Below are 25,437 nucleotides of genomic sequence, written 5' to 3'. Positions count from 1 at the left end.
ATGGAAGGACGCGTAGGCGGAATCCGGGTTGCGGATTTCGGGTTCTACAGCGCTTGCACCGTCCCTACGCCAGTATGAACTGGATCAGGTTCAACGGGTCACTGCGCTGCGAATGCCAGCAGTATCTCAGCCCCTTGTCGGGACCCCCCTGGTGAATGCCCTAAGCAAAGACGCTGCCGGCCGATTTGTCAACGGGGTAAAATAAGTAAGTGAGTACTTACGAATTGGTGCGCCACTCTGGCCCCTCGTCAGGGGGAGGCCTTGCCTCAAAGAATGCTGCTCGTTTCCTGGCGGCACCCTCTCCTCCGTCATGCTCGGGCTTGACCCGAGCATCCACAGGCTGCGGGTGAGACGTAGCTCCTCGGCTCAAGGCCGAGGATGACGCCGGAGGGTGTGGGGCGGGACAGAGTCAACAGGGAACGGCGGGGCCTTGCCAGCCGTTCCCTTTGAAATCCCTTGCGAGGACTACTCGCGTTCGCCCGTGAAGTTCAGCAGAAGCTGGAAGATGTTGACGAAGTTCAGGTACAGCGAAAGCGCACCGAACACGGCCATCTTCTGCTGCGATTCCTGGTCGATGTTCTCGGCATACTGTTCCTTGATGTTCTGCGTGTCCCAGGCGGTGAGACCGACGAAGACGGCGATGCCGATCACGGAAATGGCGAACTGCAGCGCGGTCGAACCGAGGAAGATGTTGACGATCGAGGCGATGATGACGCCGATCAGGCCCATGATCAGGAACGAGCCGAACTTCGACAGGTCACGCTTCGTCACATAGCCGTAGAGGCTCGTCGTGCCGAACATGGTGGCGGCAATGAAGAAGGTGCGGGCGATGCTCGTGCCGGTGAAGACGAGGAACACCGAGGCGAGCGACAGGCCCATGACGGCGCAGAAGGCCCAGAAGGTCATCTGCGCGGCGCTGGCCGACATCGTCTGGATCTTGAACGAGAAGAAGAAGACGAAGGCGAGCGGCGCCAGCATCACCACCCACTTCAGCGGCGAGGAGAAGATCGGCACGTAGAGGGCCGGTGTCGAGCCGACGATGAAGGCGACGAGGCCGGTGATGACGAGGCCCGCGCCCATGTAGTTGTAGACGCGCAGCATGTGCTGGCGCAGGCCCTCGTCGAAGAGGGCGGCCGACTGCGCCTGCGCGCCGTAGCCAAATCGCTGTTGTACTGGGTCCATCGAATGTCTCCTTCGGTTTGGAAGCGGTTGATCAGTAGAGCGTGCGCGAGAGATCGCGCGCGGTTTCAGCCAGGTCGTCGGCCTTGCGGCTTTCCGACACCAGCGCATAGGCGACGTCGCCGATCTGCCAATAGGCAGCCCGGGCATTGTCGGCGTGGAAGAGCAGGACATGCTGCACGGCGAACGAGCCCGGGCGTACCGCGAACAGCGACAGGCGCTCGTCCTTGCGCGGTTCCAGCACCAGCTCGACGCTCGGGCCGTAGGCGGAGGGGAAGACCTGCGTGTCGATCACGCCCCAGCCCTTCGGCAGGTCCGGCAGCACGATCGCGGTTGCCGAGCGGATCTCGGCCGGATCGAAGGTCTCGGTCTCCGGCTGGGAGGCCATCGTGTCGCGCAGCAGCGTCGTCTTGTGCGCGCGCACGGCCTCTTCCACGAAGGCGGGCGGCGGCGTGGAGGCCACGACCTCGGTGGCGCCGAAGGGGCCGAGCACGGCATGGGCCGTCCAGCCGGCGCCGACGAACAGGGCGATGGCTGCGGCGCGGCGGAAGACGGAGAAGATGCGGCGGCGCGACAGCGAGCGTTCGAGGAGCCGCGCGGCCTCGCGCGTTTCCTGCCGGATCACCGTGCGATGGTCGGCGAGCGCCAGGCGAAGCTCGTCGCGCACGCGCAGGTCCTTCATGACCTGCGCCGCGACCTCCGGCCGTTCCGAAAGATAGGCCTCCACCTCGATGCGCCGGCCGACGGCGAGCTGCTCGTCGACATAGGCGTTGAGGTCGGTTTCGAGAATGGGATCATTGCTTGTCATCGCCAGTGCCTCCGACGAGCCTGAGATGTGTGACGGGAGCGGTCGCGCCGCTCTGTTCGAAGGCGCGCAGCCGCTGGCGGGCGCGGGCGACGCGCGACATCAGCGTGCCGACCGGAATGCCCAGCGTTTCGGCCGCCTCCTGGTAGGAAAGCTCCTCGATCGCGACGAGGTGCAGGGCCTCGCGCTGGTCTTCCGGCAGGGCGAAGAAGGCGTTGCGCAGCTGCGTCAGGCGCACCGAATGGTCCTGGTTCGCCGGGACGGACGCCTCTGCCAGCTCCGCCGCGGCGTCGTGGCGGCGTTCCTGCGAGCGGCGCTGGCGCAGGCGGTCGACATGCGCATTGTGCAGGATCGACATCAGCCAGTTGCGCACGCTGGCGCCGGTGCGGAAGGTCGATTGCCGCTCATATGCCTTGACCAGCGCATCGTGAACGAGGTCCTCGGCCTCGTCCGGATTGCGCACGAGCGAGAGCGCGTAGCGCCTGAGCGCCGCGAGCTGTCCGATCACGTTGAAGCCGGGTGTCTTTCCGTTCATGCCCCAGTATACGAAAGCCGGGCGACGCCCATTCCATTCCTTCCGGAAAAAATTTCAGAGCCAGTGCAGCACGAGGGCGGCGAGCACGATGTAGCGGCCGAACTTGGCAATGGAGACGACGACCAGAAAGCGCAGGAAGGGCTCGCGCATGATGCCGGCCGCCACCGTCAGCGGGTCGCCGATGACCGGCATCCAGCTCAAGAGCAGGCTCCACCAGCCGTATCTGCGATACCATCGCCCCGCCCGATCGAGGTTTCCGTCGCTGACCGGAAACCATCGCGTGCCGCGAAACCGCTCTACACCGCGGCCGAGCAGCCAGTTGACGATCGACCCCAGGACATTGCCGGTGCCGGCGACGAGGATCAGCAGCGCCGGCGAATAGGTTCCGGTGGCCAGCAGGCCGCCGAGAACCGCTTCGGACTGGGCCGGCAGGATGGTGGCGGCGACGAGCGCGGCGAGGAAGAGGCCGCCATAGGCGGCAAGCGTGCTCATCGGGTCAGGACGACAGCAAGGTTCTGGCGAGGGGGTGTTCGGGGTCGGCAAGGCCGTCGACGATGTCGAAATGGTGCCGGTTCGGCTCGACGACGGTCGTCGTCGTGGCGCCGAGGCCGGTCCAGATGTTGGCGAGCAGGGCGTTCTGGCGCAGGAACTCCGCCCGCTCCATGGCGCCCACCCAGCAGGTGAGCCGCGTGCCCTCGACAGGGCGCAGCAGGGCCGGGCTCTCGGCGATGGCCTCCGCCTCGTCGATGTGCAGCCGTTCGTTCATGGCGGTATGCATGAGCGGGCGCAGGTCATGCAGGCCGGAGAGCGAGAGGACATGGCGGATGCGGGCGAGCGTTTCGGCGGAAAGCGGCGAGGGCTGCGACACCATGCGGCTGACGAGCTGGCCGCCCGCCGAATGGCCGATCAGGCGGAGGTCGCCGGCGACCAGTCCCGCCGCCGTTTCGATCGCCGCCGCGATCTCCCGCACGATGCCGCCGATGCGGATGGCCGGGCACAGCGTGTAGGAGGGCATGGCGACGGCGTAGCCATGGGCGAGGGCGCCCGTAGCGAGATGCGACCAGAAGCTTTTGTCGAGCCGCAGCCAGAAGCCGCCGTGCACGTAGACGACGAGGCCGCGTGGCGTGCCCTCGGGCAGGAAGAGGTCGAGGCGGTTGCGCTCGCCCTTGCCATAGGCAAGGTCGAGTCTTGCCCGGCCTTCGGCGGCAAGCGCCGTGCGCATCTGCTGCGCCGGCTCCACCCAAGCGGCCGGCCAGCGCGTACCGCCCGGAATATTGCCGCCGTTCTCGTAGGCGTCGTCCCAGTCGGTGATCCTGTAGCCGAACATGCCGTCCTCCGTTTTCAGACGCCGAGATAGCGGTCCTGCAGGTCGCGGGTAAAGGCCGGCGGCGGGCCGGAAAACACGGTGCGGCCCTTTTCCAGCACGCAGCAGCGATCGGTGAGCGGCAGGAGTTCCGAGAGCGTCTTGTCGACGACGAGGATCGACTGGCCCCCGGCCTTCAGCCGCCGGATCGCCGCCCAGATATCCTGCCGGATCACCGGCGCCAGCCCCTCGGTCGCCTCGTCGAGGATGAGGAGTTTCGGATTGGTCATCAGGGCGCGGCCGATCGCCAGCATCTGCTGCTCGCCGCCGGACAGCGTATCGGCATATTGGCCCAGCCGTTCGCCGAGCCGGGGAAAGAGATCGACGACCTTCGCCAGTGTCCAGGCGCCGCGCCGGGCGGAGGCGAGGAGGTTCTCCTCGACCGTCAGGTTGGCGAAGCAGCGGCGCCCCTCCGGCACCAGGCCGATGCCGAGCCGGGCGATACGGTGCGGCGGGAGCGCGGTCACGGTCTTGCCGCCGAAGGTGATGCGACCGGCGCGGGCGGGCGTCAGGCCGAGGATCGAGCGGATCGTCGTCGTCTTGCCCATGCCGTTGCGGCCCATCAGCGCCACGACCTCGCCCTCGCCCACGGCCAGCGATACGCCGAACAGGGCTTGCGAAGCGCCGTAGAAGGTTTCGATCTCCTCAAGCACGAGCAGGCTCATGCGGGCTCTCCCAGATAGGCCCGGCGCACCTCGGGGTCGTTGCGGATCTCGCTGACGCTGCCGGTCGCGATGATGCGGCCGTAGACCAGCACGGACACGCGGTCGGCCAGCGCGAAGACCGCGTCCATGTCGTGCTCCACCAGCAGGATCGGCGCTTCCTGGCGCAACCCGTCGAGAAAGCCGGTCAGCGCCTTGGAGCCTTCCGGCCCCATGCCGGCCATCGGCTCGTCGAGCAGGAAGGCCTTCGGTTCCATCGCCAGCGCCACGGCGATCTCGAGCTGCCGGCGTTCACCATGCGACAGCGCCGCGGCGGGGATGTTGGCCCGGTCGGCAAGGCCGACGCGCGACAGCATCCGCATCGCCGGTTCGGTGAGCGAGACGTCGCTCGCAACGGGGCGGAAGAAGCGCAGGCTCGTTCCCTGCCGCGCCTGCACGGCGAGCATGACGTTGCGCAGCGCGGAAAACTCCTGGGCGAGCGAGGAGATCTGGAAGGTGCGGGCAAGGCCCATGCGGGCGCGCCGCGCCGTATCGAGCATGGTGATGTCGGTGCCGAGGAAGCGGATGCTGCCGGCATCGGGGGCGAGCGCGCCGGAAATCTGGTTGATCAGCGTGCTCTTGCCCGCGCCGTTCGGGCCGATCAGCGCGTGGATCTCCCCGGGCCTGAGATCGAGGCTCGCCCCGTTCGTCGCCTTCAGCGCGCCGAAGGATTTTTCGAGGTTTTGGACTTCGAGCACCGGTTCAGCCATGGCGTGGCCTCCCGGCAAGAAGGCCGATCAGCCCGCCGCGCGCGAAGAAGACGACGGCGAGCAGGACGAGGCCGAGGAAGAGTTGCCAGCGCTCCGTCAGGCCACCCAGCGCATATTCGAAGAGGACATAGAGAGCCGCGCCGGCCAACGGGCCGAACAGGCGGCTCTTGCCGCCGAGAATGATCAGCACGATCAATTCGCCGGACATGTGCCAGGACAGCATGGAAGGGCTGACGAAGCGGTTGAGATCGGCAAACAGCGCGCCGGCAAGGCCGGTGATCGCCGCCGAGAGCACGAAGGCGACGAGACGGATCGCGAAGGGCGAGATGCCTGTCGCGGCGAGCCTCGTCGGGTTCTGCCGCGCGGCCTCAAGCGCCGCACCGAAGCGGGAGGCCTGCAGGCGGTGGAAGAGGAGAAGGCCCGCGAGCAGCAGCACGAAGACCACGACGAAATAGGGGAAGGGCCTTGCCGTGTTGAGGCCGGGAAAGCCGTTGCGCATGGAGAGCGACAGGCCGTCCTCGCCGCCATAGGCCGGCCAGGAGATCGCGAAATAATAGATCATCTGCGCGAAGGCGAGCGTGATCATGATGAAGTAGACGCCGGACGTGCGCAGGCTGACGAGGCCGATCGGCAGCGCGACGAGGCCGCAAAGGAGGACCGCGACGAGCCAGATGACCGGCATGGCGGTCGTGCCCGGCAGGCCAAAGGCGACGGGCTCCATGTTGAAGGCATGGGTGGCCAGCACGCCGGCCACATAGCCGCCGAGGCCGAAGAAGGCGGCATGGCCGAAGGAGACGAGGCCGCCGAGCCCGAGCGCGATGTTGAGCCCGACCGCCGCCAGCGCCAGGATCGCGATGCGGGTGGCAAGCGTGATGTAGAAGGCCTCGCCGATGAAGAGCGCGGTGAGCGCGACGGCCGGCAGCAGGAGGACGAGGAGGACGTTGACCGTCGTTTCGCGGGCCGCCATGGTCATGTCCTCGCCGAGAAGAGGCCGCTCGGCCGGAAGGCGAGGATCAGCGCCATCACGATATAGATGAGCATGGAGGCGAGCGCGGCGCCGACGGGACCGGCCTGCGTGGCCGGCATCATCAGCGCGAGCGCCTTGGGCAGCAGGAAACGGCCCATCGTATCGACGAGGCCGACGAGGATTGCGCCGATCAGCGCACCCTTGATCGAGCCGATGCCGCCGATCACGATGACGACGAAGGCGAGGATCAGCGCCGGCTCGCCCATGCCGACCTGCACCGATTGCAGCGCACCGACCAGCGCCCCGGCAAGGCCGGCGAGCGCCGCCCCGAAGGCGAAGACGATGGTGTAGAGCGAGCGGATGTCGATGCCGAGCGCGGCGATCATCTCGCGGTCGGATTCGCCGGCGCGGATGCGCATGCCGAGGCGGGTGCGGCCGATCAAAAGGTAAAGGCCGATGGCGACGAGAACGCCGACGCCGATGATGGCGAGGCGGTAGAGCGGATATTGTCCGCCGCCGGGCAGCGCCACGGCACCCTGCAGCAGGGGCGGAATATCGAGATAGAGCGGGAAGGAGCCGAAGAGCCAGCGCGTGCCCTCGGAGAAGATGAGGATCAGCGCGAAGGTGGCGAGCACCTGGTCGAGATGGTCGCGGGCATAGAGCCTGCGGATGATGGCGACCTCCATCAGTGCCCCTGCGGCGGCCGCCGCGGCAAGGCTTGCGACGAGGCCGAGCCAGAAGGAGCCGGTCGCGGCCGCGACCGCCGCGCAGGCGAAGGCGCCGACCATGTAGAGCGAGCCGTGGGCGAGGTTGATCAGCCCCATCACGCCGAAGATCAGCGTCAGGCCGGCGGCAATGAGGAACAGCATGACGCCGAGCTGGAGCCCGTTCAGAAACTGTTCGATCAGGAGGGCGAGGGACAAGATGGCCGGTCCGGAAGGTCATGCGCGGACATCCGCCCGGGGGCGGATGTCCGGTCGCGGATTACATCGAGCACTTGTCGGCGTAGGCGTCGCCGTGATCGGTGAAGGCGGTGGCGATGATCTTGTTTGTCAGGACGTCGCCTTCCTTCACGACCTCGGTCACGTAGATGTCCTGGATCGGATGGTTGTTCGTGTTGAACTTGAATTTTCCGCGCACGGAAGCGAAATCGGCGTCCTTCAGCGCGGCGCGGAAGGCGTCCTTGTCCTTCACGCTGGCCTTGCCGATGGCCGAGAGGATGAGGTTGGCGGTGTCCCAGCTCTGCGCGGCATAGATCGACGGCAGGCGATTGTATTCCTTCTGGAAGGCCTCGACGAAGGCCTTGTTGGCGGGGTTGTCGAGGTCCTTCGCCCAGGTGCCGGAATTCTTGACGCCCAGCGCGGCATCGCCGATCGCCGGCAGCACGTCCTGGCTGAAGGAGAAGCCGGGGCCGGTGACGGGGATGGCGACGCCCGACTGGGCATATTGCTTCATGAAGGCGATGCCCATGCCGCCGGGCAGGAAGAAATAGACGGAATCGGCGCCGGACGCGCGGATCTCCGCGATCTCGGCGGCATAATCCGTCTGGCCGACCTGGGTATAGACCTCGCCGGCGAGCTCACCCTTGTAGTAGCGCTTGAAGCCGGTCAGCGCGTCCTTGCCGGCCGGATAGTTCGGGGCGAGGATGAAGGTCTTCTTGTAGTCCTTGTTGTCGTATTCGCCCATCGCCTCGTGGAAGTTGTCGTTCTGGTAGGCGACGTTGAAATAATTCGGATGGCAGTTCGCGCCTGCAAGCGCCGAGGGACCGGCATTGGGCGAGAGATAGATGACGTCCTGTGCCACGGCGTTCGGCACCACGGCCATGGCGAGGTTCGACCAGATGATGCCCGTCATCAGGTCGACCTTGTCGCTCTGGATCATCTTCTCGGCGATCTGCACGGCAAGTTCCGGCTTCTGCGCGTCGTCTTCCACGACGAGCTCGATCTCGCTGTTGCCGGACTGCTTGATCGCCAGCTGGAAGGCGTCGCGCATGTCGACGCCGAGGCCAGCACCGCCGCCCGACAGCGTCGTGATCACGCCGATCTTCACCGGTTCCGCCTGGGCGATGCCCGCCGTCATGAGCGCGAGAGCGGCCACGCCGCCCGCCAGAAACTTCCGCATGCTGTTCTCCCTCTGTCCGTCGGCCCGTTTTCGGGGCGTTTTTCGAGAAGAGAACCTTTCAGAGTTCCGCGATCAGCGCAACCGTGTGTTTTCGTTTCGCAATCGGAGAATTTTAGGAAGATCGGCGGCGGCCCGCAGGTTCGGGCCGTCCGCACGATCCGCGCCGCGGAGGAGAACGGCGGCTATCCCCCGGCCGGCAAGCCGGCCCATCCATCCGGTCAGCAGAGCGCCGACCGGTTCATCAGCATGATGTCGCTCGACGTCAGCGCCATGCGCGACGGTTCGTCGATCTGCTCCAGCACCGCATGAAGCGCCTTGTCCAGGCAGAATTCGGCAACCTCTGCGTCCAGCGACCTGGCGGATTCCAGTGCGAAGGCCACAAGCCGTGCCAGCGCCATCAATTCCGCGCCCCTGTCTTCCGTTTCCATGGTTTCGATTTTCATGTCCTACGCCCCTCGAGAAACGCTCGTTCTTAGCCCTTGGTGCGAAGTATAGGCGTGACTCCGCGCCAGCGCGCGTGACTTGAGCGTGACACACGCGGAATGGGAAACCGCTCGTTTTTTCAGGCTACGGGTTGATTGGCGACCGCGCGCCAGAGTGATGTCGCCCGGAATGTCCAGTTTCCCCGTTTCGCGGGGGTTTTTGCATCGAAACCGGCAAGGGCGTGCACGAGGGCGAGGGCGTCAGCGCGCTTCTGGTCGACCGTTGCTGCGAGGAGAAGTTGCAGAAGCACCGCGCGGTCCGCGGCCGTTTCGGCCCGTTCGACGATCGTGAGCCAGGTCCGCTCCTTGTAGAAGAGGCCCGCTGCGGCGGAACGAAGCTTTAGTATATCATACTTTTCAATGGCTTCTTCCCTCTCCAACTGGTCGAGCGTCGCGTCGGCATTGACGAGCGGAAGCGAAAGAGCGGGGTAGCCGAGTTCGGCGGGACCATGCAGCAGGGCGACGTCGGCATCGTCCATGCGACGCCCGCTGGCATAGTCCTCGTAGATGCGGCCGATGCCGACCATGCCGAACGTGTCGCATTCGGCGGCGCGCAGTGCTCCCATGCTGGCCGCGCCGAAGACGGCGGTGCCCTGGTCCAGCGCATAGAGGATTTCCTTGTGCCAGACGGGCGCCACATGCTCGAAATTGCCGTCGATGATGCCGATGGCGGTGGCGCCTGCGCGCACGGCGGCCAGCACGTCGCCATGGGCCGCCGGCGGCCGGACGGCGATCGTGTCGCCGCAGAGGGCGGCGGCATCGGGCAGGCTGGGGCCGGTAAAAAGGATCTTCATGGGGTTCCGAACAGCATGCGGGAGAGGGCGCGGGGGCCGACGGCATGGCGGCGCGCGCCTTCCGGGTTTTCCAGCGCCGGCACGATCATCTTGACGACGGAGACGGGCAGTGCCGTATCCCCGAGCGGAACGGCGATGATGGGCGTGATGCCCGATGCGGTGAGCCTTTCCATGCAATGGGCAAGCAGCGCCGCGGCATCGCCGCCGGGGGCGGGATAGGATTTCGCCGCGCCCGGCCAGGCCTCGAAAAGGGCGAGGGTTTCCGGCGGCAGCGGCCGGGTGAAGGTTTCGGCGAAGAGATCGTCGCGCGCACCGCTGATATAGGTGAGGCGTGATTGCGCGACTTCGGTAAGCGCGCGGATGACGGCGCGCGCGGCGACGGGGTGGGTGCCGTAGCCGATGGTTGCATCGTGGAAGAGCGGCCGTTTCCTTGCGGTAAGGCCGGCATCGCCGAGCACGGCGGCATAGGTCGGGATGGCAAGGTCGCTGGTGATGTCGAAGAGGCGCAGATCCAGCCCGGCTGCGCGAAAACGGCCCGTAAGGGTGTCGACGAGGGGATCGGCGATGCCGGCGGGATCGATTGCCGTTGCCAGGCGCTTTTCGCGTGGCAGCAGGCGCCACAGGCGGTCGGCGTCGCGCTCGATACGCTCCAGGAGGCCATGCAGGATCGCCTCGCTCTCCGAATTGCCGGAGGCAAGGCCGTCGGAGGATTGCCAGAAGCGCGGTGCCGTATCGGTCCTGTCGAGGCAGACGGCTTCGCGCGGAACCCAGATGGTCTCGCCCGTCGCGATGTCGCGGCCGGGGAGCCAGTCGAGACGTTCGTCTTCGGCAAGGAAGGCCTGGCCGCTGGCGACGAAGATGTCGAGCGGCAGGCAGGCTTCGCCGGCCGCCGCGAAATCGCGCCGCGTGGCTTGCCGCACCGGCACGAGCGGCTCGCCGGCAACCGACCGCTCCAGCGCTTCCATGGCGGCGGAGACCTTCGCGTCGATATCGGTGATGCCCTTGCCCTGGTTGATGACGATCGAGCGGGCATTGGGGCTGACGGCGTTCCAGACCGGAATGCCGACGCGGTCGAGCCCCGTCAGGCGGGACAGACGCGTGATGCCGAACCGAGGTAGCAGGGCCTCGATCCGGCTCCAGGTCTCATCGGGACTGCAGACGCGGTCCGAATAGGCGGTCACGGTATGAGCCGGCCAGGGCTTACTTGTCCATGAAGCCGCCGGAGGGGTCCATGAAACCGCCGGACGCATCCATGAAGCCGCCGGAGACGGCGTCTGCCGAGGTTGCGAGCGCGGCGAGGTTGACCCCCTTGATCACCGATGCGCCGGCCTTGCGCAGGTCGTCGGCTGCCTTCAGCGCCCCGGTCGTCGGCGCGCCGATCTGTGTCACAGTGCCGGCATCGAGGTCGGCGACCCAGAGGCCATCGTCTCCCTGAATGCCGAGAACAACGAGTCTTGCCATGCCCACTTCCTCTCCTTGTTGTGCCGGACGTTAGAAGCCGGCTTTCTTCAATCCGTCGTAATAATGCCTGCGCTGCCACTCTTCCTTGAAGGGCACGATCGCCATCCAGGAGTCGAGATCGAAATTCGGGTGGATGTCATAGGTGCGGCGGATGAACTGCCGTGCCTTCTTCATGTCGCCGAGCATGCTCCAGCTTGCCGCGGCGAGACGGTCGGCAGGGGTGCGGTCCTTCATGCGGGCGATATAGTCGAGCGCCTGCTGGTAAAGGCCGAGCGAATAGCTGGCGCCGGCGGCGGTCCAGAAATATTCGTCCGGCGGCAGGGGGTTGAGCTCGATCGCGTGCTCGATCTTCTTGAGGCCGACATCCGGCCGCGAGGCCTGCACCAGCGTGTCGGCATAGCTTGCGATGACATTGGCGTAATGCGGGCTGAGCGCCTCGGCGCGGTCGAGATAGGCGGCGCTCTCGTCGAACTGGCGGGCATAGAGCTTGACGACGCCGAGTTCGCGGTAGCCGGAGGGCAGGCGTTCGTCGGCGCGGATGGTTTCCTCCGCGTGGCGCTCGGCCTGGCGCAGCAGGTCCTCGTCGCCGCGCGCCGTCACCAGCCATTCGAGGAAGTAGCTGCGGGCAAGGCCGCCGATCGCCGGGGCGAAGGCGCCGTTGGCCTGCAGGGCCTCGCGAAAGCTCTTGCGGGCGCGACGGATGTCGCGCAGGTCGAGGTTCTTCAGTTGGCTCTGGCCGACGAGGAAGCTGCGATAGGCGTCGGCATCGCGCTCGTAGTCGCCGCGCACCAGCTCGTTGCGCTCGATCTCGGTGGCGATCGCCCCGGAGATCTGGTGGGCGATCATCTGCCGCGAGCGGGCGAGACCTTCGGCGGAGAGCGGAAAACGTTCGGCCCAGATCACCTCGTCGCTGCCGAAGAAGATGAGCTGGGCGAAGAGCGTGTGATGGTCGCCCTCGTCGCGCAGCCGCGTTTCCAGGATGTAGCTGATCTTGTGCCGCTCATAGGTGGCGGCCCTGTCGGCCTGGAGCGAGATCTGCGCGGCGGTGTGCGGGGCGATGATCGAAATGGAGCGAAGCGCGCAGAGCCCGATCGTCACGTCCTCGATCAGCGCTTCGCTGAAGCGGGCGGCGGCGCGGGCGGCCAGCGTTGTGACCGGCGGCAGCAGCACCACGCGCGGCGGGTTCTGCCGGGGGAGGGTGATGTCCGCCTCCTGCGGCGTCAGGACGCGGGCGGGCGGCTGGAAGAGCATGAGGCTGCTGGCGGACGTCGCCGACCGGCCCGTCAGCACGGCGCGCACCTCCTCGTCGTCCGGGTTGCTCTCCAGCAGGCGCAGGGCGACCGCGGCGCGGGCCTGCCGCGTGCCGTCGGCCCGCTGCGCACCGTTCCCGAGCAGCGCGCTGCGCAGGAGGGCCATGTGTGCCGCCCGTTGCAGCGCGATCCAGCTCGAAAACGCGCGGTTGCCGGGCTTCACATGTTTGAGGAAGTCGTCGGTCAGGGTGGCCGCGAGCACGGAAAGGCCCGCGCCGTCACGCACCGCGTCGATATCGCTTTCGATGGCGTCCTGCCCGAGCGCGATCGTGGTGTCCGTGAAGGTGAGGTAGGTCCGGTCCAGCTCCCGCTGGCGCTTCTGGGTCCGCGAAACGGTCTGCCGCAGGTTGGCGAAGGCGGCGGCGCTGTTGGCATCGTCCCAGAAGAGGCTTGCCGCATCCGCCCGCGGCATGTCGCTCATGCCGCGTGTCAGGAGGTAGCAGAGGATCAGGAGCGCCTTTTCGGGAAAGGCGATATCCCTGCCGCCCTCGTCGAGCAGCCGCAGATGGCCGAGCGTCTGCAGCCGTGCAGACATGTGCGGTCAGATCCGCAGTTCCGGTGCGGTGTCTGCGCGTTCACCCGCTTCGGCGGCCGCGCTTGCCTTGGAAAGCGCGGTTGCCAGCGCGATGATCGATTTGCGCACGCCCGCATCCTCGATCTTCAGGAAGGCGCGGTTGAGGTCGAGGCCCTCCTTGGAAGAAACGAAGGTGGAGACGTCGCCCGTCTCGTGCGCCACACCGGCGGTCGGCGCGGCGCTGTCTTCGTCCTGGAAGAAGAAGCTCGGCGGAACGCGGAACACGTCGGAAATCGCCTGGAGGCGGCTGGCGCTGATGCGGTTCGTGCCCTTTTCGTACTTCTGCACCTGCTGGAAGGTGACTCCGAGCCGGTCGGCGAGCGCTTCCTGACTCATGCCCACCATCAGCCGGCGCAGGCGGACGCGGGAACCGACGAAGACGTCGATCGGATTTGGTGTTTTCTTGGTCATGAGGCTTTCTCCCCTGTAAGACATGCCGGGGCATGGCAAGATACGCGTATCCCGTCACTGTGCTTGAATCGCCTGTTTGATGCAACTGCGGCGAACCGGAATTCCTTGCTACCGTAACGTGAGGTGGCGTGCACCTCAGATATCGTAGCTTTGCGGCGCGCTGAGGGAGGCGATGAATTTTTTCGTGCGTTCGCGCTCCGGCGTGGAGAAGAGGGCGCGCGGCGGCCCCTGCTCGACGATGACGCCGCCATCGAGGAAGACGACCGTGTCGGCAACGCGCGAGGCAAGGCGCAGGTCATGCGTCGCCATGACCATGGTCGTGCCTTCGCGGGCAAGCCGGCTCAGCACCTCGACCACCTCCTCGGCAAGCTCGGGATCGAGTGCGGAGGTCGGCTCGTCGCAGAGCAGGACGCGCGGCGAGGGGGCGAGCGCGCGGGCGATGGCGACGCGCTGCTGCTGGCCGCCCGACAGCGTCGCCGGCCAGGCATCGGCCTTGTGCGCCATGCCGACCTTTTCGAGCAGTTCCATCGCGCGGGCGCGCGCCTTCTCCGCGGGCCATTTCAGGACCGTGACGAGGCCTTCCATCACGTTGGCGATGGCGGTCTGGTGCGGGAAGAGCTGGAAGTTCTGGAAGACCATGCCGGTCTGGCGGCGCAGCTTCTGCACGGCATCCCAGCCGACCTTGCGGCCGGGCGCGAAGTCGATCGTCTCGCTGCCGAGCTTGATGGAGCCCGAGGTCGGCGTTTCGAGCAGGTTGATGCAACGCAGCAGCGTGCTCTTGCCCCCGCCCGAGGGGCCGACCAGTGCCGTCACCGTGCCCTCCGGCAGGGCAAGGCTGATGTCGCGCAGCACGTGATTGTCGCCGAAGCGTTTTTCGATATGGCTGAGTTCGATCATGTGCGGGCCTCCAGGAAGCCGCCATAGCGGGCGAAGCGCCTTTCCAGCCGGACCTGCAGGGCCGACAGAACGGAACTGAGCGCGAGATAGATCAGCGCAGCCTCGATATAGAGGATCAGCGGCTCGTAGGTCGTGGCGACGATGCGCTGCGCCGTCTGGAAGAGTTCCGGCACGGTGATGGCGGCGGCAAGCGAGGTGTCCTTCACCAGCGAGATGAAGGTGTTGGACAGCGGCGGCACGGCGACGCGGGTCGCCTGCGGCAGGATGGTGCGGCGCATGGCCTGCGTCCAGCTCATGCCGATCGAATAGGCCGCCTCCCACTGGCCGCGCGGCACGGAGGCGATGACGGCGCGGATGATCTCGGAGCTGTAGGCCCCGACATTCAGCGTGAAGCCGATGAGCGCGGCCGGGAAGGCGTCGAGCAGGATGCCGATGCTCGGCAGGCCGTAGAAGATGACGAAGAGCTGCACCAGCAGCGGCGTGCCGCGAATCACCCAGACATAGAAGCGGGCGACGGCGACGAGCGGGCGCGGCCCGAACAGCCGCGCGATGGCCGTGACGAGGCCGAGCGTCAGCCCGAGCAGGAAGGAGAGCAAGGTGAGCGGAATGGTGAAGACGAGCGCGGCCCACAGCAGGGGGACAAGCGAATCCAGCATCAGTTGAAGCCACGGCGGCACGGGCAAACCTCCGGAAATGCGGCTGGCCGGGGTGATCCCCGGCCAGGTCATGGTTTTATCTATAGTCGAGGACGGGGTCGCCGCGAAGCGGTCCCAAGGCAGGAATTACTTCGAGACGTCCTGGCCGAAATACTTGTCCGAGATCGCCTGGTAGGTGCCGTCGGCCTTGATCTCGGCCAGCGCCTTGTTGATCGCGTCCAGAAGCTCCGGCTCGCCCTTGCGGATGATCACGCCGGAATAGTCGGCATTTTCCTGTTCGGCGGCGATCTTCACATTGGCATCGGGCTTGTGCTTCTTGAAGTCGAGGAAGGACAGGCTGTCGTTGATCGTCGCGTCGGCGCGGCCGGTCAGGACGAGCTGGATCGACTGGTCGAAACCGTCCGTGCCGACGAGTTCGGCGCCGGCGCCTTCAGCGATCTTGCCGAAATTGGAGGTCAGCGACTGGGCGGACTTCTTGCCCTTGAGGTCGGCGAAACCCTTGATGCTGTCGTCGTCGGCGCGCACGATCAGCACGGCCTTGGAAGCGATATAGGGCTCGGAGAAGTCGTATTTCTGCTTGCGTGCCTCGGTGATGCCGACCTGGTTGATCACGGCGTCGTAGCGGTTGGCGTCGAGGCCGGCGATCAGGCCGTCCCACTTGCCTTCCAGGAACTCCGCCTTGACGCCGAGCTTTGCGGCGATGGCCTCGCCGATCTCGACGTCGAAGCCGACCAGCTTGCCGTCGGTGTCATGGTAGGTGAAGGGCGCATAGGTGCCTTCGGTGCCGATCTTCAGCGCGCCGGCGGCCTGCACGGCTGCGAGGTTCTCGCCTGCATGGGCCGGGGCGAGGATGGCGGCCTGGAGTGCCGCGGCGGCGGCGAGGGTCTTCAACCAGTTCATCTTGGAACTCCGTTTCTGGCTCAAGTGTTCGATGGGCGATAGATCGCAGAAATCGGTGCAAAACGATGGGTAGAAAACTGCGAATAAAAACGGCAAATGCAAATATTTTTCTCATTTTTCGCTGTCTTCCAGCGAAGAAGAGCGCATTTCGCTTGAAAAATCGGACCTTCCGAGGGGGCTGCGATCTTTGTGAATTTCGTGTTTTTAGGGGCTTGCCAAGTTCGCAAACAGGGACAATTGATGTCGCACCCAAAATAACAACCGGGGAAGGAAAACAAAATGGCAAACAGACTCGTTGGCTTTCGTGCGGCTCTTCTTGCAGGCGCAATCCTGCTGGGCGCCAGCCCTGTATTGGCGGAAACGGTGCTTCACCGCGGCAATGCGGGCGAACCGCAGACCCTCGACCAGGCGCACACTTCCATCAACATCGAGGAGTTCATCCTCAAGGACCTTTACGAAGGCCTGACCATCTATGACGCCTCGGGCAAGATCGTGCCCGGTGCGGCGGAAAGCTGGACCATCTCCGATGATGGCACGGTCTACACGTTCAAGCTGCGCGGCGACGCGAAATGGTCGGACGGTTCCCCGGTGACGGCGGAGGACTTCGTCTTCTCCTTCACCCGCGTGGAGGACCCGAAGACCGCGGCCGGCTACGCCAACATCCTCTATCCGATCAAGAATGCGGAAAAGGTCAACAAGGGCGAGGCCGGCCTCGATCAGCTCGGCGTCAAGGCGGTCGATGCCACGACGCTGGAAGTGACGCTGGAGCGCCCGACGCCCTTCTTCCTCGAACTGCTCGCGCACCAGACGGCACTGCCGGTCTCCAAGGCCAGCGTCGAGAAGAACGGCGCGGATTTCGTGAAGCCCGGCGTGATGGTCTCCAACGGCGCCTTCAAGCTCGCCAGCCATGTGCCGAACGACAACCTCGTCGTCGAGAAGAACCCGAACTACTGGGATGCCGCCAACGTCAAGCTCGACAAGGTCATCTTCTACCCGATCGACGACCAGGCCGCTTCGGTCCGCCGCTTCGAAGCGAAGGAAATGGACCTCGTCTACAACTTCTCCGCCGACCAGATCGAGCGCCTGAAGGCGAGCTATGGCGAGCAGGTCCACGTCTCGCCGACGCTTGCGACCTACTACTACGCCTTCGACACCCGCCAGGAGCCCTATAGCGACGTTCGCGTGCGCCGGGCACTTTCCATGGCCGTCGACCGCGACTTCCTGGCCAAGGAAATCTACTCGGGCTCGCAGCTCCCGGCCTACTCCATGGTGCCCCCGGGCATGGAAGGCTACGAGCCGGCGACCGCCGATTTCGGCGCGCTCTCCCAGCTCGACCGCGAGGACGAGGCGCTCAAGCTGATGAAGGAAGCCGGCTACGGCGAGGGCGGCAAGCCGCTGAAGATCGAGATCCGCTACAACACCAACCCGAACCACGAGCGCGTGGCGACGGCCGTTGCCGACATGTGGAAGAACACCTTCGGCGCGGACGTCTCGATGGTGAATCTCGACGTCTCCTCGCACTACGCCTACCTGCAGGAAGGCGGCGCGTTCAACGTGGCGCGGGCCGGCTGGGTCGCCGACTATGCGGATGCGGAGAACTTCCTGGCGCTCAGCGTCAGCACCAACAAGACCTTCAACTACGGCAAGTTCGAGAATGCGGAATACGACGCGCTCATGAAGCAGTCCTATGAGGAGCAGGGTCCGGCGGCACGCGCCAAGGTCCTGCACGAGGCGGAAGCCCTCCTCATGAAGGAACAGCCGATCGCGCCGTTTCTGACGCAGGCCGACCTGTGGCTCGTCTCCAGCAAGGTTCAGGGCTGGCATGACAATGCCGCCAACCAGCACCTGAGCCGCTTCCTCAGCGTTTCGGAATGATCCGACGTCAGTGCGCGGCCTGCTGAGGCCGCGCACTTTCGTATCTGGGGAGACCTGGTCATGCTTGCCTTCGTTCTGCGGCGCCTCGCAAGCGCCGTGCCGACGCTATTCATCGTCGTCACCATTTCGTTCTTTCTCATGCGCTTTGCGCCCGGCGGTCCGTTCAACCTCGAACGCCCTCTGCCGCCCGCCACGATGGAAAACCTGATGCGGGCCTACCAGCTCGATCAGCCGCTCTGGCGACAATACCTCACCTATATGGGCAACGCCGTCACCGGCGATTTCGGGCCGAGCTACATCTACAAGGACAATTCCGTCGCCGAGCTGATCGGCAAGGGGCTGCCCTATTCGGTCGAGCTCGGCTTCTATGCGTTGTTGCTCGCGCTCGTCGGCGGCGTCATCGTCGGCACGATCGCGGCGCTGCGCCAGAACAGCGCGCTCGATTTCGCCGTCATGTCGGTGGCGACGATCGGCGTCACGGTGCCGAACTTCGTCGTTGGTCCGGTCTTGACGCTGATCTTCGCCATCGTGCTCGCCTGGCTGCCGGCCGGCGGCTGGGGTGACGGGTCGCTGCGCTTCCTCATCCTGCCGATGATCGCGCTCGCCCTGCCGCAGCTTGCGGTCTTCGCGCGGCTGACCCGCGGCTCGATGATCGAGGCCCTGCGCACCGACCATATCCGCACCGCGCGGGCCTATGGCCTGCCGGCAAAATCGGTGGTCGTCGTGCACGCCATGCGTGGCGCCATGCTGCCGATCGTCTCCTATCTCGCGCCCTGCGCGGCCGCTCTCCTGACCGGCTCCGCCGTGGTCGAGACGATCTTCACCATTCCCGGCGTCGGGCGCTATTTCGTGCTCGGGGCGATCAATCGCGACTATACGCTCGTCATGGGCACCGTCGTGCTGATCGCCATCTTCGTCATCGTCTTCAATCTGCTGGTCGACATTCTCTATGGCCTGCTCGATCCGAGGGTTCGCCATGACTGACGCCGTCGTTTCCCCCATGCCCGAGAACGAGGTGAAGGGCCGCAGCCTCTTCCAGCTCGCCGTCATGCGCTTCCGCCGCAACCGCCCGGCCATGGTCGGCTCCGTGATGCTGGTGCTGATCGCCTGCTTCTCCTTCTTCGGCCCCTTCTTCATCAGCCACAGCTACGATCAGGTCTTCTCTTCCTATGTGACGATCCCGCCGAGCCTCGAGCCACGGCCGGGTGAGGACACGCTGGAGGAGGCGATGGAGGGCGTTGCGACCCGCGCTCGCGTCGAGCTCCAGTCCTTTACCGTCGAAGGTGAGAGCTTCACCGCCATCATCACCGCGAAGGACCCGATCGATCCGCGCACGACGCGCTATTTCGACCGGGCCAACGAGTTCGACAAGACCGCGGTCGTCACGAGCGAGGACGAGGGCCGCAAGCTGACGCTTTCGGGCGTCGTCGACCGGGAATATTTCCTGTTCGGCACGGATACCAACGGGCGCGACCTCATGGCGCGCGTCATGCTCGGCGGGCAGATCTCGATTGCCGTCGGACTTCTCGCCAGCCTCGTCTCGCTCGGCATCGGCGTCGTCTACGGCGCGATCTCGGGCTACATGGGCGGGCGCGTCGACAACGTGATGATGCGCTTCGTCGAGATCCTCTACTCGCTGCCCTTCGTCTTCCTCGTCGTGGTGCTCGTCGTCTTCTTCGGGCGCAGCTTCGTCCTGATCTTCATCGTCATCGGTGCGGTGGAGTGGCTCGACATGGCCCGCATCGTGCGCGGCCAGACGCTGTCGCTGAAGCGCCGCGAATTCATCGGTGCGGCGGAGGCTCTGGGCCTGACGGACTGGCAGATCATCCGCCGGCATGTCATTCCCAACACGATCGGCCCGGTCGTCATCTTCGTCACGGTCATCGTGCCCAAGGTGATCCTGCTCGAAAGCTTCCTCTCCTTCCTCGGCCTTGGCGTCCAGGCGCCGCTGACGAGCTGGGGCTCGCTGATCGCGGAAGGCGCCAACAACATCCAGTCCGCGCCCTGGCTGCTCATCTTCCCCGCCATCTTCTTCGTCGTCACGCTCTTCTCGCTGAACTTCGTCGGCGACGGCCTGCGCGACGCATTCGACCCGAAGGATCGCTGATATGGCAGAGACACGGAAAACCATGGAGCCGATCCTCGCCGTGCGCGACCTGAAGGTGTCCTTCACGACACCGGACGGGGACGTCAACGCCGTCAAGGGCATCAATCTCGACGTCCGCCCCGGCGAGACGCTTGCGGTGGTGGGAGAATCCGGCTCCGGCAAGAGCCAGACCATGATGGGCATCATGGGCCTGCTTGCCGCCAATGGCCGGGTCTCGGGCTCGGCAAAGTATCGCGGGCGGGAGATGGTCGGCCTGCCGCCGAAGGGGCTGAACGAGATCCGCGGTGCGAAGATCACCATGATCTTCCAGGAGCCGATGACCTCGCTCGATCCGCTCTACCCGATCGGCAAGCAGATCGCCGAGGTGATCGTGCATCACCGCGGTGGCACGCGGAAGGAGGCCCGGCCGCGCGTGCTGGAACTCCTGAAGCTCGTCGGCATCCCCGATCCGGAACGCCGCATCGACAGCTATCCGCATGAGATGTCCGGCGGCCAGCGCCAGCGCGTGATGATCGCCATGGCGCTCGCCAACGAGCCGGACATCCTGATCGCCGACGAACCGACGACGGCGCTCGATGTGACCATCCAGGCGCAGATCCTCAAGCTCCTGCGCGACCTGCAGAAGCGTTTCGACATGGCGATCGTGCTCATCACGCACGATCTCGGCATCGTCCGGCATTTCGCCGAACGGGTCGTGGTCATGCGGCGCGGCGAGATCGTCGAGCAGGGCGGTACGACCGACATCTTCGACAATCCGCAGGCCGACTATACGCGCATGCTGATCGAGGCCGAGCCGCATGGCCGCAAGGCCGCGCCGTCGGATGACGCGCCGATCATCCTGGAAGGCCGCAATGTCGTCGTCGACTACAAGATCGACGGCGGCTTCCTGAAGAAGCGCGCCAATACGTTCCGCGCCGTCGACAATGTCAGCATCAGCCTGCGCGAAGGCCAGACGATCGGCGTGGTGGGCGAATCCGGTTCGGGCAAGTCGACGCTGGGACGGGCGCTCCTGCGCCTTATCTCCAGCAAGGGCGCCTACCGCTTCGGCAAGACGGATACTTCCGGTCTCGACCGAACGGGCATGCGGCCGCTCCGGCGCAGCATGCAACTGGTCTTCCAGGATCCCTATGGCTCGCTCTCGCCGCGCCAGACGGTCGGCGAGATCATCACCGAGGGGCTCTACGTGCACGAGCCGCAGCTTTCGCGGGCCGACCGCGACAAGCGGGCGATCGCGGCGCTGAAGGAGGTCGGGCTCGATCCGGCGGCGCGCAACCGCTATCCGCACGAGTTTTCCGGCGGCCAGCGCCAGCGCATCGCGATCGCGCGGGCGATGATCCTGAAACCCCAGGCGGTGATCCTCGACGAGCCGACCTCGGCGCTCGACCGTTCGGTGCAGGGACAGGTAATCGAGCTCCTGCGTGATCTCCAGTCCCGCTACGGCCTTTCCTATGTCTTCATCAGCCACGATCTCTCGGTGGTGCGCGCCATGAGCGACTATGTGATTGTGATGAAGGACGGCAAGATCGTCGAAGAGGGGCCTACGGACGCCATTTTCAGCGCGCCGCGGGAGGATTATACAAAGACCCTCATCGGGGCCGCGTATAATATCGGGCCGTAAGCATCAGGAGATCGGATGGCCGAGGGCCGCTTGCCGCATATCGTGCTCTTTTCGGGCGGCACCGCGTGCCGCACGACCAATCTGGCGCTGCTTTCCAAGCCGGTGCGGCTGACGCGCATCGTGCCGGCCTGGGATAGCGGCGGCAGTTCGAAGATCATCCGCGACACCCTCGGTGTGCTTGCGGTCGGCGACATCCGTCAGGCGCTGATGACCATGGCGCATGGCGAGGGGCGGGCGGGCGATGTCGTCAAGGTCTGCAATGCGCGCATGACCAGCGGCACGGAAGACGACGCCCGCACCGAATTTGCGCTCTATGCCGAAGGCTGCCACCCGCTCCTGGAACGCATGGAGCCGGGCCTGCGCGGCGCGATCCTCAATTACCTGCGCACCTTTCGCGCGGCGATCGGCGCGGATTTCGATTTCCGCAACGGCAGCATCGGCAATTTCATCCTGACGGGCGCGCATCTTGCCCATAACAGCGACATCAACACCGCCATCTTCGTCTTCCGCAAGCTCTGCGACATCACCGGCCATGTCTGGCCGTCCACGGCGGCCGACGGGGTCGATCTGTCCGCCGTGCTGAACGACGGCACCGGTGTCGAAGGGCAGCACAGGGTGACCGCGCTCGACGATGCGGCGAGCGATATCGGCATCCGCGACATCGCGCTGTCCGGCCGGAACGGTGCCGCGGTGCCGGCCAACGAGGCGGTGCTCGAAAGCCTCGAAAGCGCCGATGCCATCGTCTTCGGACCGGGCAGCTTCTTCACCAGCGTCCTGCCGCACTTCCTCGTCGAGGGCATCGTGCCGGCCATTGCGCGCAACGGGCACGCCCGCCGCATCTTCATCGGCAACATGCTGCAATGCCGGGAGACCCGCGGGCTCGATGTGGCACGCATGCTGGAGATCGCCACGACGCTCTGGCGGCGGCAGGAGGGGGCGGATGCGCGACCCTTCACCCATGTCCTGGCGAACCACCAGCCCCTGCCCTTCGAGAAGACCGTCGGGCCCTTCGCCTATCTCGGCAACGGTCCGCTGGAGGAGGTGGGGGCACGGCTCGGCATGGAGCGGGTGATCGGCGAATTCGAGGATCCCTGGCAGCGCGGCCAGCATGACGGCCGGGCCGTCGCTGATATGCTCAACTCGCTCTTGCCGTCGTGAGCCCGGCCTTGTCCGCCGGCTTCCAGCCCCGCGCCTTGGCGAAGGCGAGGAAATCGTCCGCTGCCATCGGCCGGGCGAAGGCATAGCCCTGCAGGACATGACAGCCGAGACCGCGCAGCAGCTCGGCATGGGCCAGCGTTTCGACGCCTTCCGCGACCGTTTCGATGTCGCGCACCTTGCCGATGTCGATGATCGAGCGGACGAGGCTCTGCTGTGCGGTCGATTCAAGCAGCGGCTGCACCAGCCGGCGATCGATCTTCAGCCGCTTCGGCGACAGCTCCAGGAGGCTGACGATGGAGGCGTGGCCGGTGCCGAAATCGTCGATCTCGATATCGATGCCGAGGGACTTGATGTCGTCGATGGCCTGCTTCAGTCCATCGTCGAACGCATCGAAGGAAATCGATTCCAGCAGTTCGAAGGTCAGCGAGCCGGGGCGGATGTTCATCGCGCGCAGCTTTTCGAGGAGGCCGTCGTCACGCAGGCGCTGGCAGGAGACGTTGACGGAGACGCGGGCGATGCCGAGGTTCTGCCCCTCCCAGCGCATGGCCTGGAACAGCGCCTGGTCGAGGATCGCCTCGTCGATCCGGGCGACGACGTTGAGGCTTCCGGCCACCGGCAGGAAGACATCGGGCGTGATGACGCCGCGCGTCGGGTGCAGCCAGCGCGCCAGCGCCTCGACGCCGACGATCTCCAGCGTTTCGGCATCAAATTGCGGCTGGAAGAAGGGGTGGAATTCGCCCTGCTCGAGGCCGCGCAGGATGTCGTCGCCGAGCCGCTTGACCTCAACCGTGTGCAGGCGCAATTCGTCGTTGAATGCTTCCACGCGGTTGCGGCCCCGCCGCTTGGCTTCGTAGAGTGCGATATCGGCATTGACGAGTAGTTGTTCGGCGGATTCTTCCGCATCGTTGCGCGTGGCGATGCCGATGCTCGCGCCGATGCGACAGTCATGGCCCTCGATCGCCATCGGCTCGCTGATCGCCTCGATGAGGCGGGCCGAGAGAGCGTTGAAATCGGCCTTTGCCGGGTCGCGGCGCGACAGGAGCACGAATTCGTCGCCGCCGATGCGGGCGATGAAGTCCTCCGCCGGGATATGAGTGCGCAGCACGCCGGCGGCCTGTTTCAACACCTCGTCGCCGGCCGCATGGCCGAGCGTGTCGTTGATGTCCTTGAAACGGTCGAGGTCGATATGCAGCAGGGTGAGGGGGCGGGTGTCCTCGCCCATGCCGGCCAGCGCGAGCTGCTGGTCGAGGAAGCGCCGGTTGGGGAGCTGGGTGAGGGCATCGTGCAGCGAATTGTGCTCCAGCACCAGGCGGGCGTCTTCCAGCGCCCGGTTCTGCGCCTCGGCCGTCAGCTTGGCCTCCAGCAGTTCGGCCTGCAGGCGAATGTCGTCCGTCACGTCCCAATTGGCGCCGACGATGCGTTTTGCGCCTGATGAGGCGCGATAGGTCATGCCGTGCGCGCGGATATGGCGGATGTCGCCGCCTGTGGTCAGGACGCGGAATTCCGTGAGATAGGGCCTGTCGGCCTCGATGGCGTTGGCGAAGACGCGCTCGGCCTCCTCCAGGTCGTCGGGATGGAGCGCGTCGCGCCAGTCCTCGTAGCGGCAGACAGGCTGGTCGGGCGGCACGTTGTAAAGCACGCGCATGCGCGCGTCCCAGGTGAGGGTCGACGTCTCCGTCTCAAACTCCCACACGCCCACCCGGGAGGCGTCGAGCGCGAGCTGCAGGCGCTGCGAGACGGTTTCGAGCCGGTCCTCCCGGTCCTGGAGCGCCAGGATGTGCCGGTGGCGGTCCTTCATCAGGTAACCGACCCAGAACATGGGGGCGACGATGATGACGGCCAGCAGCGCAAGGCCGGCGCGAAAGAAGGCGAGATCGGCAGAAGGCTGATGCCAGCCGCCGAGCGGCGTGGCCGACATGGTCCAGGCTTCATGGCCGATGTCGATGATCATGATGACAGGATCGGCATCGACGGGCGCGGCCGTGCTGAAGAAGGTCCGCGCCTCGCCGCCGACATGCGGCCGGCTGGAAAGCGAGACGGCGATTTCGAGGTCCTTGCCGAAGCCGCTGTTGGCCAGGAGCTTGTCGAGGTCGATCACGGCGGAGGCGATGCCGATGAAGGCGTTGTTCCGTCCTGCATGGATCGGGTAGCGGGCGATCACGCCGCGGCCGCCCTGCACCAGATCGACCGGGCCGGTGACGATGAGCCGGTCGAGCGCCTTCACCTGCATGGCGGCGGCGCGCTGGCGCTCGTTCTTGCGATAGTCGAGGCCGATGGTGCGCTCGTTTCCCTTGACCGGATAGACGAGCGAGACCACGAAATCGGGCGCAATGGCGAGATTGCGCAGTTGCGTATCCTTGCGGAAGATGCGCCCGGCAAGATCGGCAAAGCGGCCGGGCGACATGTCGGGTTCGGTCGAGAGCGCCGCGACGAGACCCTGCACGAGATTGATGTCGCCCTGGATATTGCCTTCGAGGCGCGAGCGCAAGACGCCGAGCTGTTCCGTGGTGAAGGAGCGCAGATACTCCTCCTCCAGCCGCAGTTTCTGGGAATCGGCGAGGAAAATGGCGATCAGCGCGGCAAACGCGACGACGATGGCAGGGATGTAGTATCCCAGCCCCTGAAGGGGGAGCTGCGCATTCCGGTCGTTCATCGCGTTCCGTCTGTCTCCGCGCGTCCTGGTTGCCCGAGGCAGGATCCTGTCCGGCTTCCGGTGGTCGACGGACGATGGCAGATGCAACTTAATATTTGCTGACGAGAATATGCCTCTATCTGCCGATTGCCGGGCGGGGCTTTCCGCCACGACCCATTCT

At 65.8% G+C, this 25,437-nt stretch carries 25 protein-coding genes and 1 riboswitch; of the genes, 5 read left to right on the top strand and 20 right to left on the bottom strand.

Going from position 1 to position 25,437, the window contains the following annotated elements:
• Positions 1-43: 43 nt before the first annotated feature.
• Positions 44-160: riboswitch (TPP riboswitch) on the bottom strand.
• A gap of 305 nt (positions 161-465) precedes the next feature.
• The 19 genes from shn_RS16225 to shn_RS16135 all read right to left on the bottom strand — a co-directional run bounded on the left by shn_RS16225 (position 466) and on the right by shn_RS16135 (position 15,866).
• Entirely contained in the window at positions 466-1,182 is a 717-nt protein-coding gene (locus shn_RS16225; RefSeq protein ID WP_064331329.1) for a Bax inhibitor-1/YccA family protein, read from the bottom strand.
• 31 nt (positions 1,183-1,213) lie between these two features.
• A complete protein-coding gene (locus shn_RS16220) occupies positions 1,214-1,987 on the bottom strand; it encodes an anti-sigma factor (RefSeq protein WP_064331328.1) in 774 nt (257 codons plus the stop codon).
• The gene (locus tag shn_RS16215; RefSeq protein ID WP_064331327.1) at positions 1,974-2,519 is read right to left on the bottom strand and encodes a sigma-70 family RNA polymerase sigma factor; all 546 of its coding nucleotides are present in this window, start codon (positions 2,517-2,519) and stop codon (positions 1,974-1,976) included. The genes shn_RS16220 and shn_RS16215 overlap by 14 nt, the downstream gene beginning before the upstream one ends.
• A gap of 54 nt (positions 2,520-2,573) precedes the next feature.
• The gene (locus shn_RS16210) at positions 2,574-3,011 is read right to left on the bottom strand and encodes a YqaA family protein (protein WP_064331326.1); all 438 of its coding nucleotides are present in this window, start codon (positions 3,009-3,011) and stop codon (positions 2,574-2,576) included.
• Positions 3,012-3,015: 4 nt separating this feature from the next.
• On the bottom strand, positions 3,016-3,846 hold the full coding sequence (locus tag shn_RS16205) for an alpha/beta hydrolase (protein WP_064331325.1): 831 nt from the start codon (positions 3,844-3,846) through the stop codon (positions 3,016-3,018).
• Between the two features lie 14 nt (positions 3,847-3,860).
• The gene (locus tag shn_RS16200) at positions 3,861-4,547 is read right to left on the bottom strand and encodes an ABC transporter ATP-binding protein (RefSeq protein ID WP_064331324.1); all 687 of its coding nucleotides are present in this window, start codon (positions 4,545-4,547) and stop codon (positions 3,861-3,863) included.
• Positions 4,544-5,293, bottom strand: coding sequence for an ABC transporter ATP-binding protein (locus shn_RS16195; protein ID WP_064331323.1), 750 nt, complete (start codon positions 5,291-5,293; stop codon positions 4,544-4,546). The genes shn_RS16200 and shn_RS16195 overlap by 4 nt, the downstream gene beginning before the upstream one ends.
• Positions 5,286-6,260: a branched-chain amino acid ABC transporter permease gene (locus shn_RS16190; RefSeq protein WP_064331322.1), complete on the bottom strand. Its 975-nt coding sequence runs from the start codon at positions 6,258-6,260 to the stop codon at positions 5,286-5,288. The genes shn_RS16195 and shn_RS16190 overlap by 8 nt, the downstream gene beginning before the upstream one ends.
• Positions 6,261-6,262: 2 nt before the next feature.
• Positions 6,263-7,183 carry a branched-chain amino acid ABC transporter permease gene (locus tag shn_RS16185; RefSeq protein WP_064331321.1) on the bottom strand — a complete coding sequence of 307 codons (921 nt, stop codon included), beginning with the start codon at positions 7,181-7,183 and terminating at the stop codon, positions 6,263-6,265.
• Between the two features lie 61 nt (positions 7,184-7,244).
• Positions 7,245-8,381, bottom strand: a complete 1,137-nt coding sequence (locus shn_RS16180; RefSeq protein ID WP_064331320.1) for an ABC transporter substrate-binding protein — start codon at positions 8,379-8,381, stop codon at positions 7,245-7,247.
• Between the two features lie 218 nt (positions 8,382-8,599).
• Positions 8,600-8,824, bottom strand: coding sequence for a hypothetical protein (locus tag shn_RS16175; protein ID WP_064331319.1), 225 nt, complete (start codon positions 8,822-8,824; stop codon positions 8,600-8,602).
• Between the two features lie 119 nt (positions 8,825-8,943).
• The gene (locus shn_RS16170; protein WP_064331318.1) at positions 8,944-9,657 is read right to left on the bottom strand and encodes a TfuA-like protein; all 714 of its coding nucleotides are present in this window, start codon (positions 9,655-9,657) and stop codon (positions 8,944-8,946) included.
• On the bottom strand, positions 9,654-10,838 hold the full coding sequence (locus shn_RS16165) for a YcaO-like family protein (RefSeq protein ID WP_064331317.1): 1,185 nt from the start codon (positions 10,836-10,838) through the stop codon (positions 9,654-9,656). The genes shn_RS16170 and shn_RS16165 overlap by 4 nt, the downstream gene beginning before the upstream one ends.
• Positions 10,839-10,857: 19 nt before the next feature.
• Entirely contained in the window at positions 10,858-11,118 is a 261-nt protein-coding gene (locus shn_RS16160) for a hypothetical protein (protein ID WP_064331316.1), read from the bottom strand.
• A 30-nt stretch (positions 11,119-11,148) separates the two neighbouring features.
• Positions 11,149-12,963 carry a hypothetical protein gene (locus shn_RS16155; RefSeq protein WP_064331315.1) on the bottom strand — a complete coding sequence of 605 codons (1,815 nt, stop codon included), beginning with the start codon at positions 12,961-12,963 and terminating at the stop codon, positions 11,149-11,151.
• Between the two features lie 6 nt (positions 12,964-12,969).
• Positions 12,970-13,413: a helix-turn-helix domain-containing protein gene (locus tag shn_RS16150; protein ID WP_064331314.1), complete on the bottom strand. Its 444-nt coding sequence runs from the start codon at positions 13,411-13,413 to the stop codon at positions 12,970-12,972.
• Positions 13,414-13,548: 135 nt separating this feature from the next.
• A complete protein-coding gene (locus shn_RS16145; protein WP_064331313.1) occupies positions 13,549-14,310 on the bottom strand; it encodes an amino acid ABC transporter ATP-binding protein in 762 nt (253 codons plus the stop codon).
• Entirely contained in the window at positions 14,307-14,987 is a 681-nt protein-coding gene (locus tag shn_RS16140) for an amino acid ABC transporter permease (protein WP_064332649.1), read from the bottom strand. The genes shn_RS16145 and shn_RS16140 overlap by 4 nt, the downstream gene beginning before the upstream one ends.
• Positions 14,988-15,092: 105 nt before the next feature.
• On the bottom strand, positions 15,093-15,866 hold the full coding sequence (locus shn_RS16135; RefSeq protein WP_064331312.1) for an amino acid ABC transporter substrate-binding protein: 774 nt from the start codon (positions 15,864-15,866) through the stop codon (positions 15,093-15,095).
• A 279-nt stretch (positions 15,867-16,145) separates the two neighbouring features.
• Here shn_RS16135 and shn_RS16130 point away from each other — a divergent pair, with 279 nt between their 5' ends.
• Genes shn_RS16130 through shn_RS16110 form a run of 5 tightly spaced genes read left to right on the top strand, consistent with a single transcriptional unit; the run spans position 16,146 to position 22,624 of the window.
• A complete protein-coding gene (locus tag shn_RS16130; RefSeq protein ID WP_064331311.1) occupies positions 16,146-17,741 on the top strand; it encodes a peptide ABC transporter substrate-binding protein in 1,596 nt (531 codons plus the stop codon).
• Between the two features lie 60 nt (positions 17,742-17,801).
• Complete coding sequence (gene oppB / locus shn_RS16125; protein WP_064331310.1) at positions 17,802-18,725, top strand: oligopeptide ABC transporter permease OppB; 924 nt, start codon at positions 17,802-17,804, stop codon at positions 18,723-18,725.
• Complete coding sequence (locus shn_RS16120; protein ID WP_064331309.1) at positions 18,718-19,848, top strand: ABC transporter permease; 1,131 nt, start codon at positions 18,718-18,720, stop codon at positions 19,846-19,848. Before oppB ends, shn_RS16120 begins: the two co-directional genes overlap by 8 nt.
• A 1-nt stretch (position 19,849) precedes the next feature.
• Positions 19,850-21,466 (top strand): ABC transporter ATP-binding protein, encoded by a 1,617-nt coding sequence (locus shn_RS16115; protein WP_064331308.1) that lies wholly within the window; start codon positions 19,850-19,852, stop codon positions 21,464-21,466.
• A 15-nt stretch (positions 21,467-21,481) separates the two neighbouring features.
• Complete coding sequence (locus tag shn_RS16110; protein WP_064331307.1) at positions 21,482-22,624, top strand: gluconeogenesis factor YvcK family protein; 1,143 nt, start codon at positions 21,482-21,484, stop codon at positions 22,622-22,624.
• Here shn_RS16110 and shn_RS16105 read toward each other — a convergent pair.
• The gene (locus shn_RS16105) at positions 22,602-25,277 is read right to left on the bottom strand and encodes an EAL domain-containing protein (protein ID WP_064331306.1); all 2,676 of its coding nucleotides are present in this window, start codon (positions 25,275-25,277) and stop codon (positions 22,602-22,604) included. The two genes, shn_RS16110 and shn_RS16105, sit on opposite strands and share 23 nt — an antisense overlap.
• Positions 25,278-25,437 lie beyond the last annotated feature (160 nt).

The organism is Shinella sp. HZN7 (assembly GCF_001652565.1).
Lineage (GTDB): Bacteria > Pseudomonadota > Alphaproteobacteria > Rhizobiales > Rhizobiaceae > Shinella > Shinella granuli.
The sequence above is the reverse complement of the archived record's forward strand: the minus strand, read 5'-3'. Positions and strand labels throughout refer to the sequence as shown.

Bases quoted from the DNA above. Each gene is read 5' to 3' on its own strand.
- shn_RS16225 (WP_064331329.1), bottom strand. From the start codon at position 1,182: ATGGACCCAGTACAACAGCGATTTGGCTACGGCGCGCAGGCGCAGTCG.
- shn_RS16220 (WP_064331328.1), bottom strand. From the start codon at position 1,987: ATGACAAGCAATGATCCCATTCTCGAAACCGACCTCAACGCCTATGTC.
- shn_RS16215 (WP_064331327.1), bottom strand. From the start codon at position 2,519: ATGAACGGAAAGACACCCGGCTTCAACGTGATCGGACAGCTCGCGGCG.
- shn_RS16210 (WP_064331326.1), bottom strand. From the start codon at position 3,011: ATGAGCACGCTTGCCGCCTATGGCGGCCTCTTCCTCGCCGCGCTCGTC.
- shn_RS16205 (WP_064331325.1), bottom strand. From the start codon at position 3,846: ATGTTCGGCTACAGGATCACCGACTGGGACGACGCCTACGAGAACGGC.
- shn_RS16200 (WP_064331324.1), bottom strand. From the start codon at position 4,547: ATGAGCCTGCTCGTGCTTGAGGAGATCGAAACCTTCTACGGCGCTTCG.
- shn_RS16195 (WP_064331323.1), bottom strand. From the start codon at position 5,293: ATGGCTGAACCGGTGCTCGAAGTCCAAAACCTCGAAAAATCCTTCGGC.
- shn_RS16190 (WP_064331322.1), bottom strand. From the start codon at position 6,260: ATGGCGGCCCGCGAAACGACGGTCAACGTCCTCCTCGTCCTCCTGCTG.
- shn_RS16180 (WP_064331320.1), bottom strand. From the start codon at position 8,381: ATGCGGAAGTTTCTGGCGGGCGGCGTGGCCGCTCTCGCGCTCATGACG.
- shn_RS16175 (WP_064331319.1), bottom strand. From the start codon at position 8,824: ATGAAAATCGAAACCATGGAAACGGAAGACAGGGGCGCGGAATTGATG.
- shn_RS16170 (WP_064331318.1), bottom strand. From the start codon at position 9,657: ATGAAGATCCTTTTTACCGGCCCCAGCCTGCCCGATGCCGCCGCCCTC.
- shn_RS16160 (WP_064331316.1), bottom strand. From the start codon at position 11,118: ATGGCAAGACTCGTTGTTCTCGGCATTCAGGGAGACGATGGCCTCTGG.
- shn_RS16155 (WP_064331315.1), bottom strand. From the start codon at position 12,963: ATGTCTGCACGGCTGCAGACGCTCGGCCATCTGCGGCTGCTCGACGAG.
- shn_RS16150 (WP_064331314.1), bottom strand. From the start codon at position 13,413: ATGACCAAGAAAACACCAAATCCGATCGACGTCTTCGTCGGTTCCCGC.
- shn_RS16145 (WP_064331313.1), bottom strand. From the start codon at position 14,310: ATGATCGAACTCAGCCATATCGAAAAACGCTTCGGCGACAATCACGTG.
- shn_RS16135 (WP_064331312.1), bottom strand. From the start codon at position 15,866: ATGAACTGGTTGAAGACCCTCGCCGCCGCCGCGGCACTCCAGGCCGCC.
- shn_RS16130 (WP_064331311.1), top strand. From the start codon at position 16,146: ATGGCAAACAGACTCGTTGGCTTTCGTGCGGCTCTTCTTGCAGGCGCA.
- oppB (WP_064331310.1), top strand. From the start codon at position 17,802: ATGCTTGCCTTCGTTCTGCGGCGCCTCGCAAGCGCCGTGCCGACGCTA.
- shn_RS16120 (WP_064331309.1), top strand. From the start codon at position 18,718: ATGACTGACGCCGTCGTTTCCCCCATGCCCGAGAACGAGGTGAAGGGC.
- shn_RS16115 (WP_064331308.1), top strand. From the start codon at position 19,850: ATGGCAGAGACACGGAAAACCATGGAGCCGATCCTCGCCGTGCGCGAC.
- shn_RS16110 (WP_064331307.1), top strand. From the start codon at position 21,482: ATGGCCGAGGGCCGCTTGCCGCATATCGTGCTCTTTTCGGGCGGCACC.
- shn_RS16105 (WP_064331306.1), bottom strand. From the start codon at position 25,277: ATGAACGACCGGAATGCGCAGCTCCCCCTTCAGGGGCTGGGATACTAC.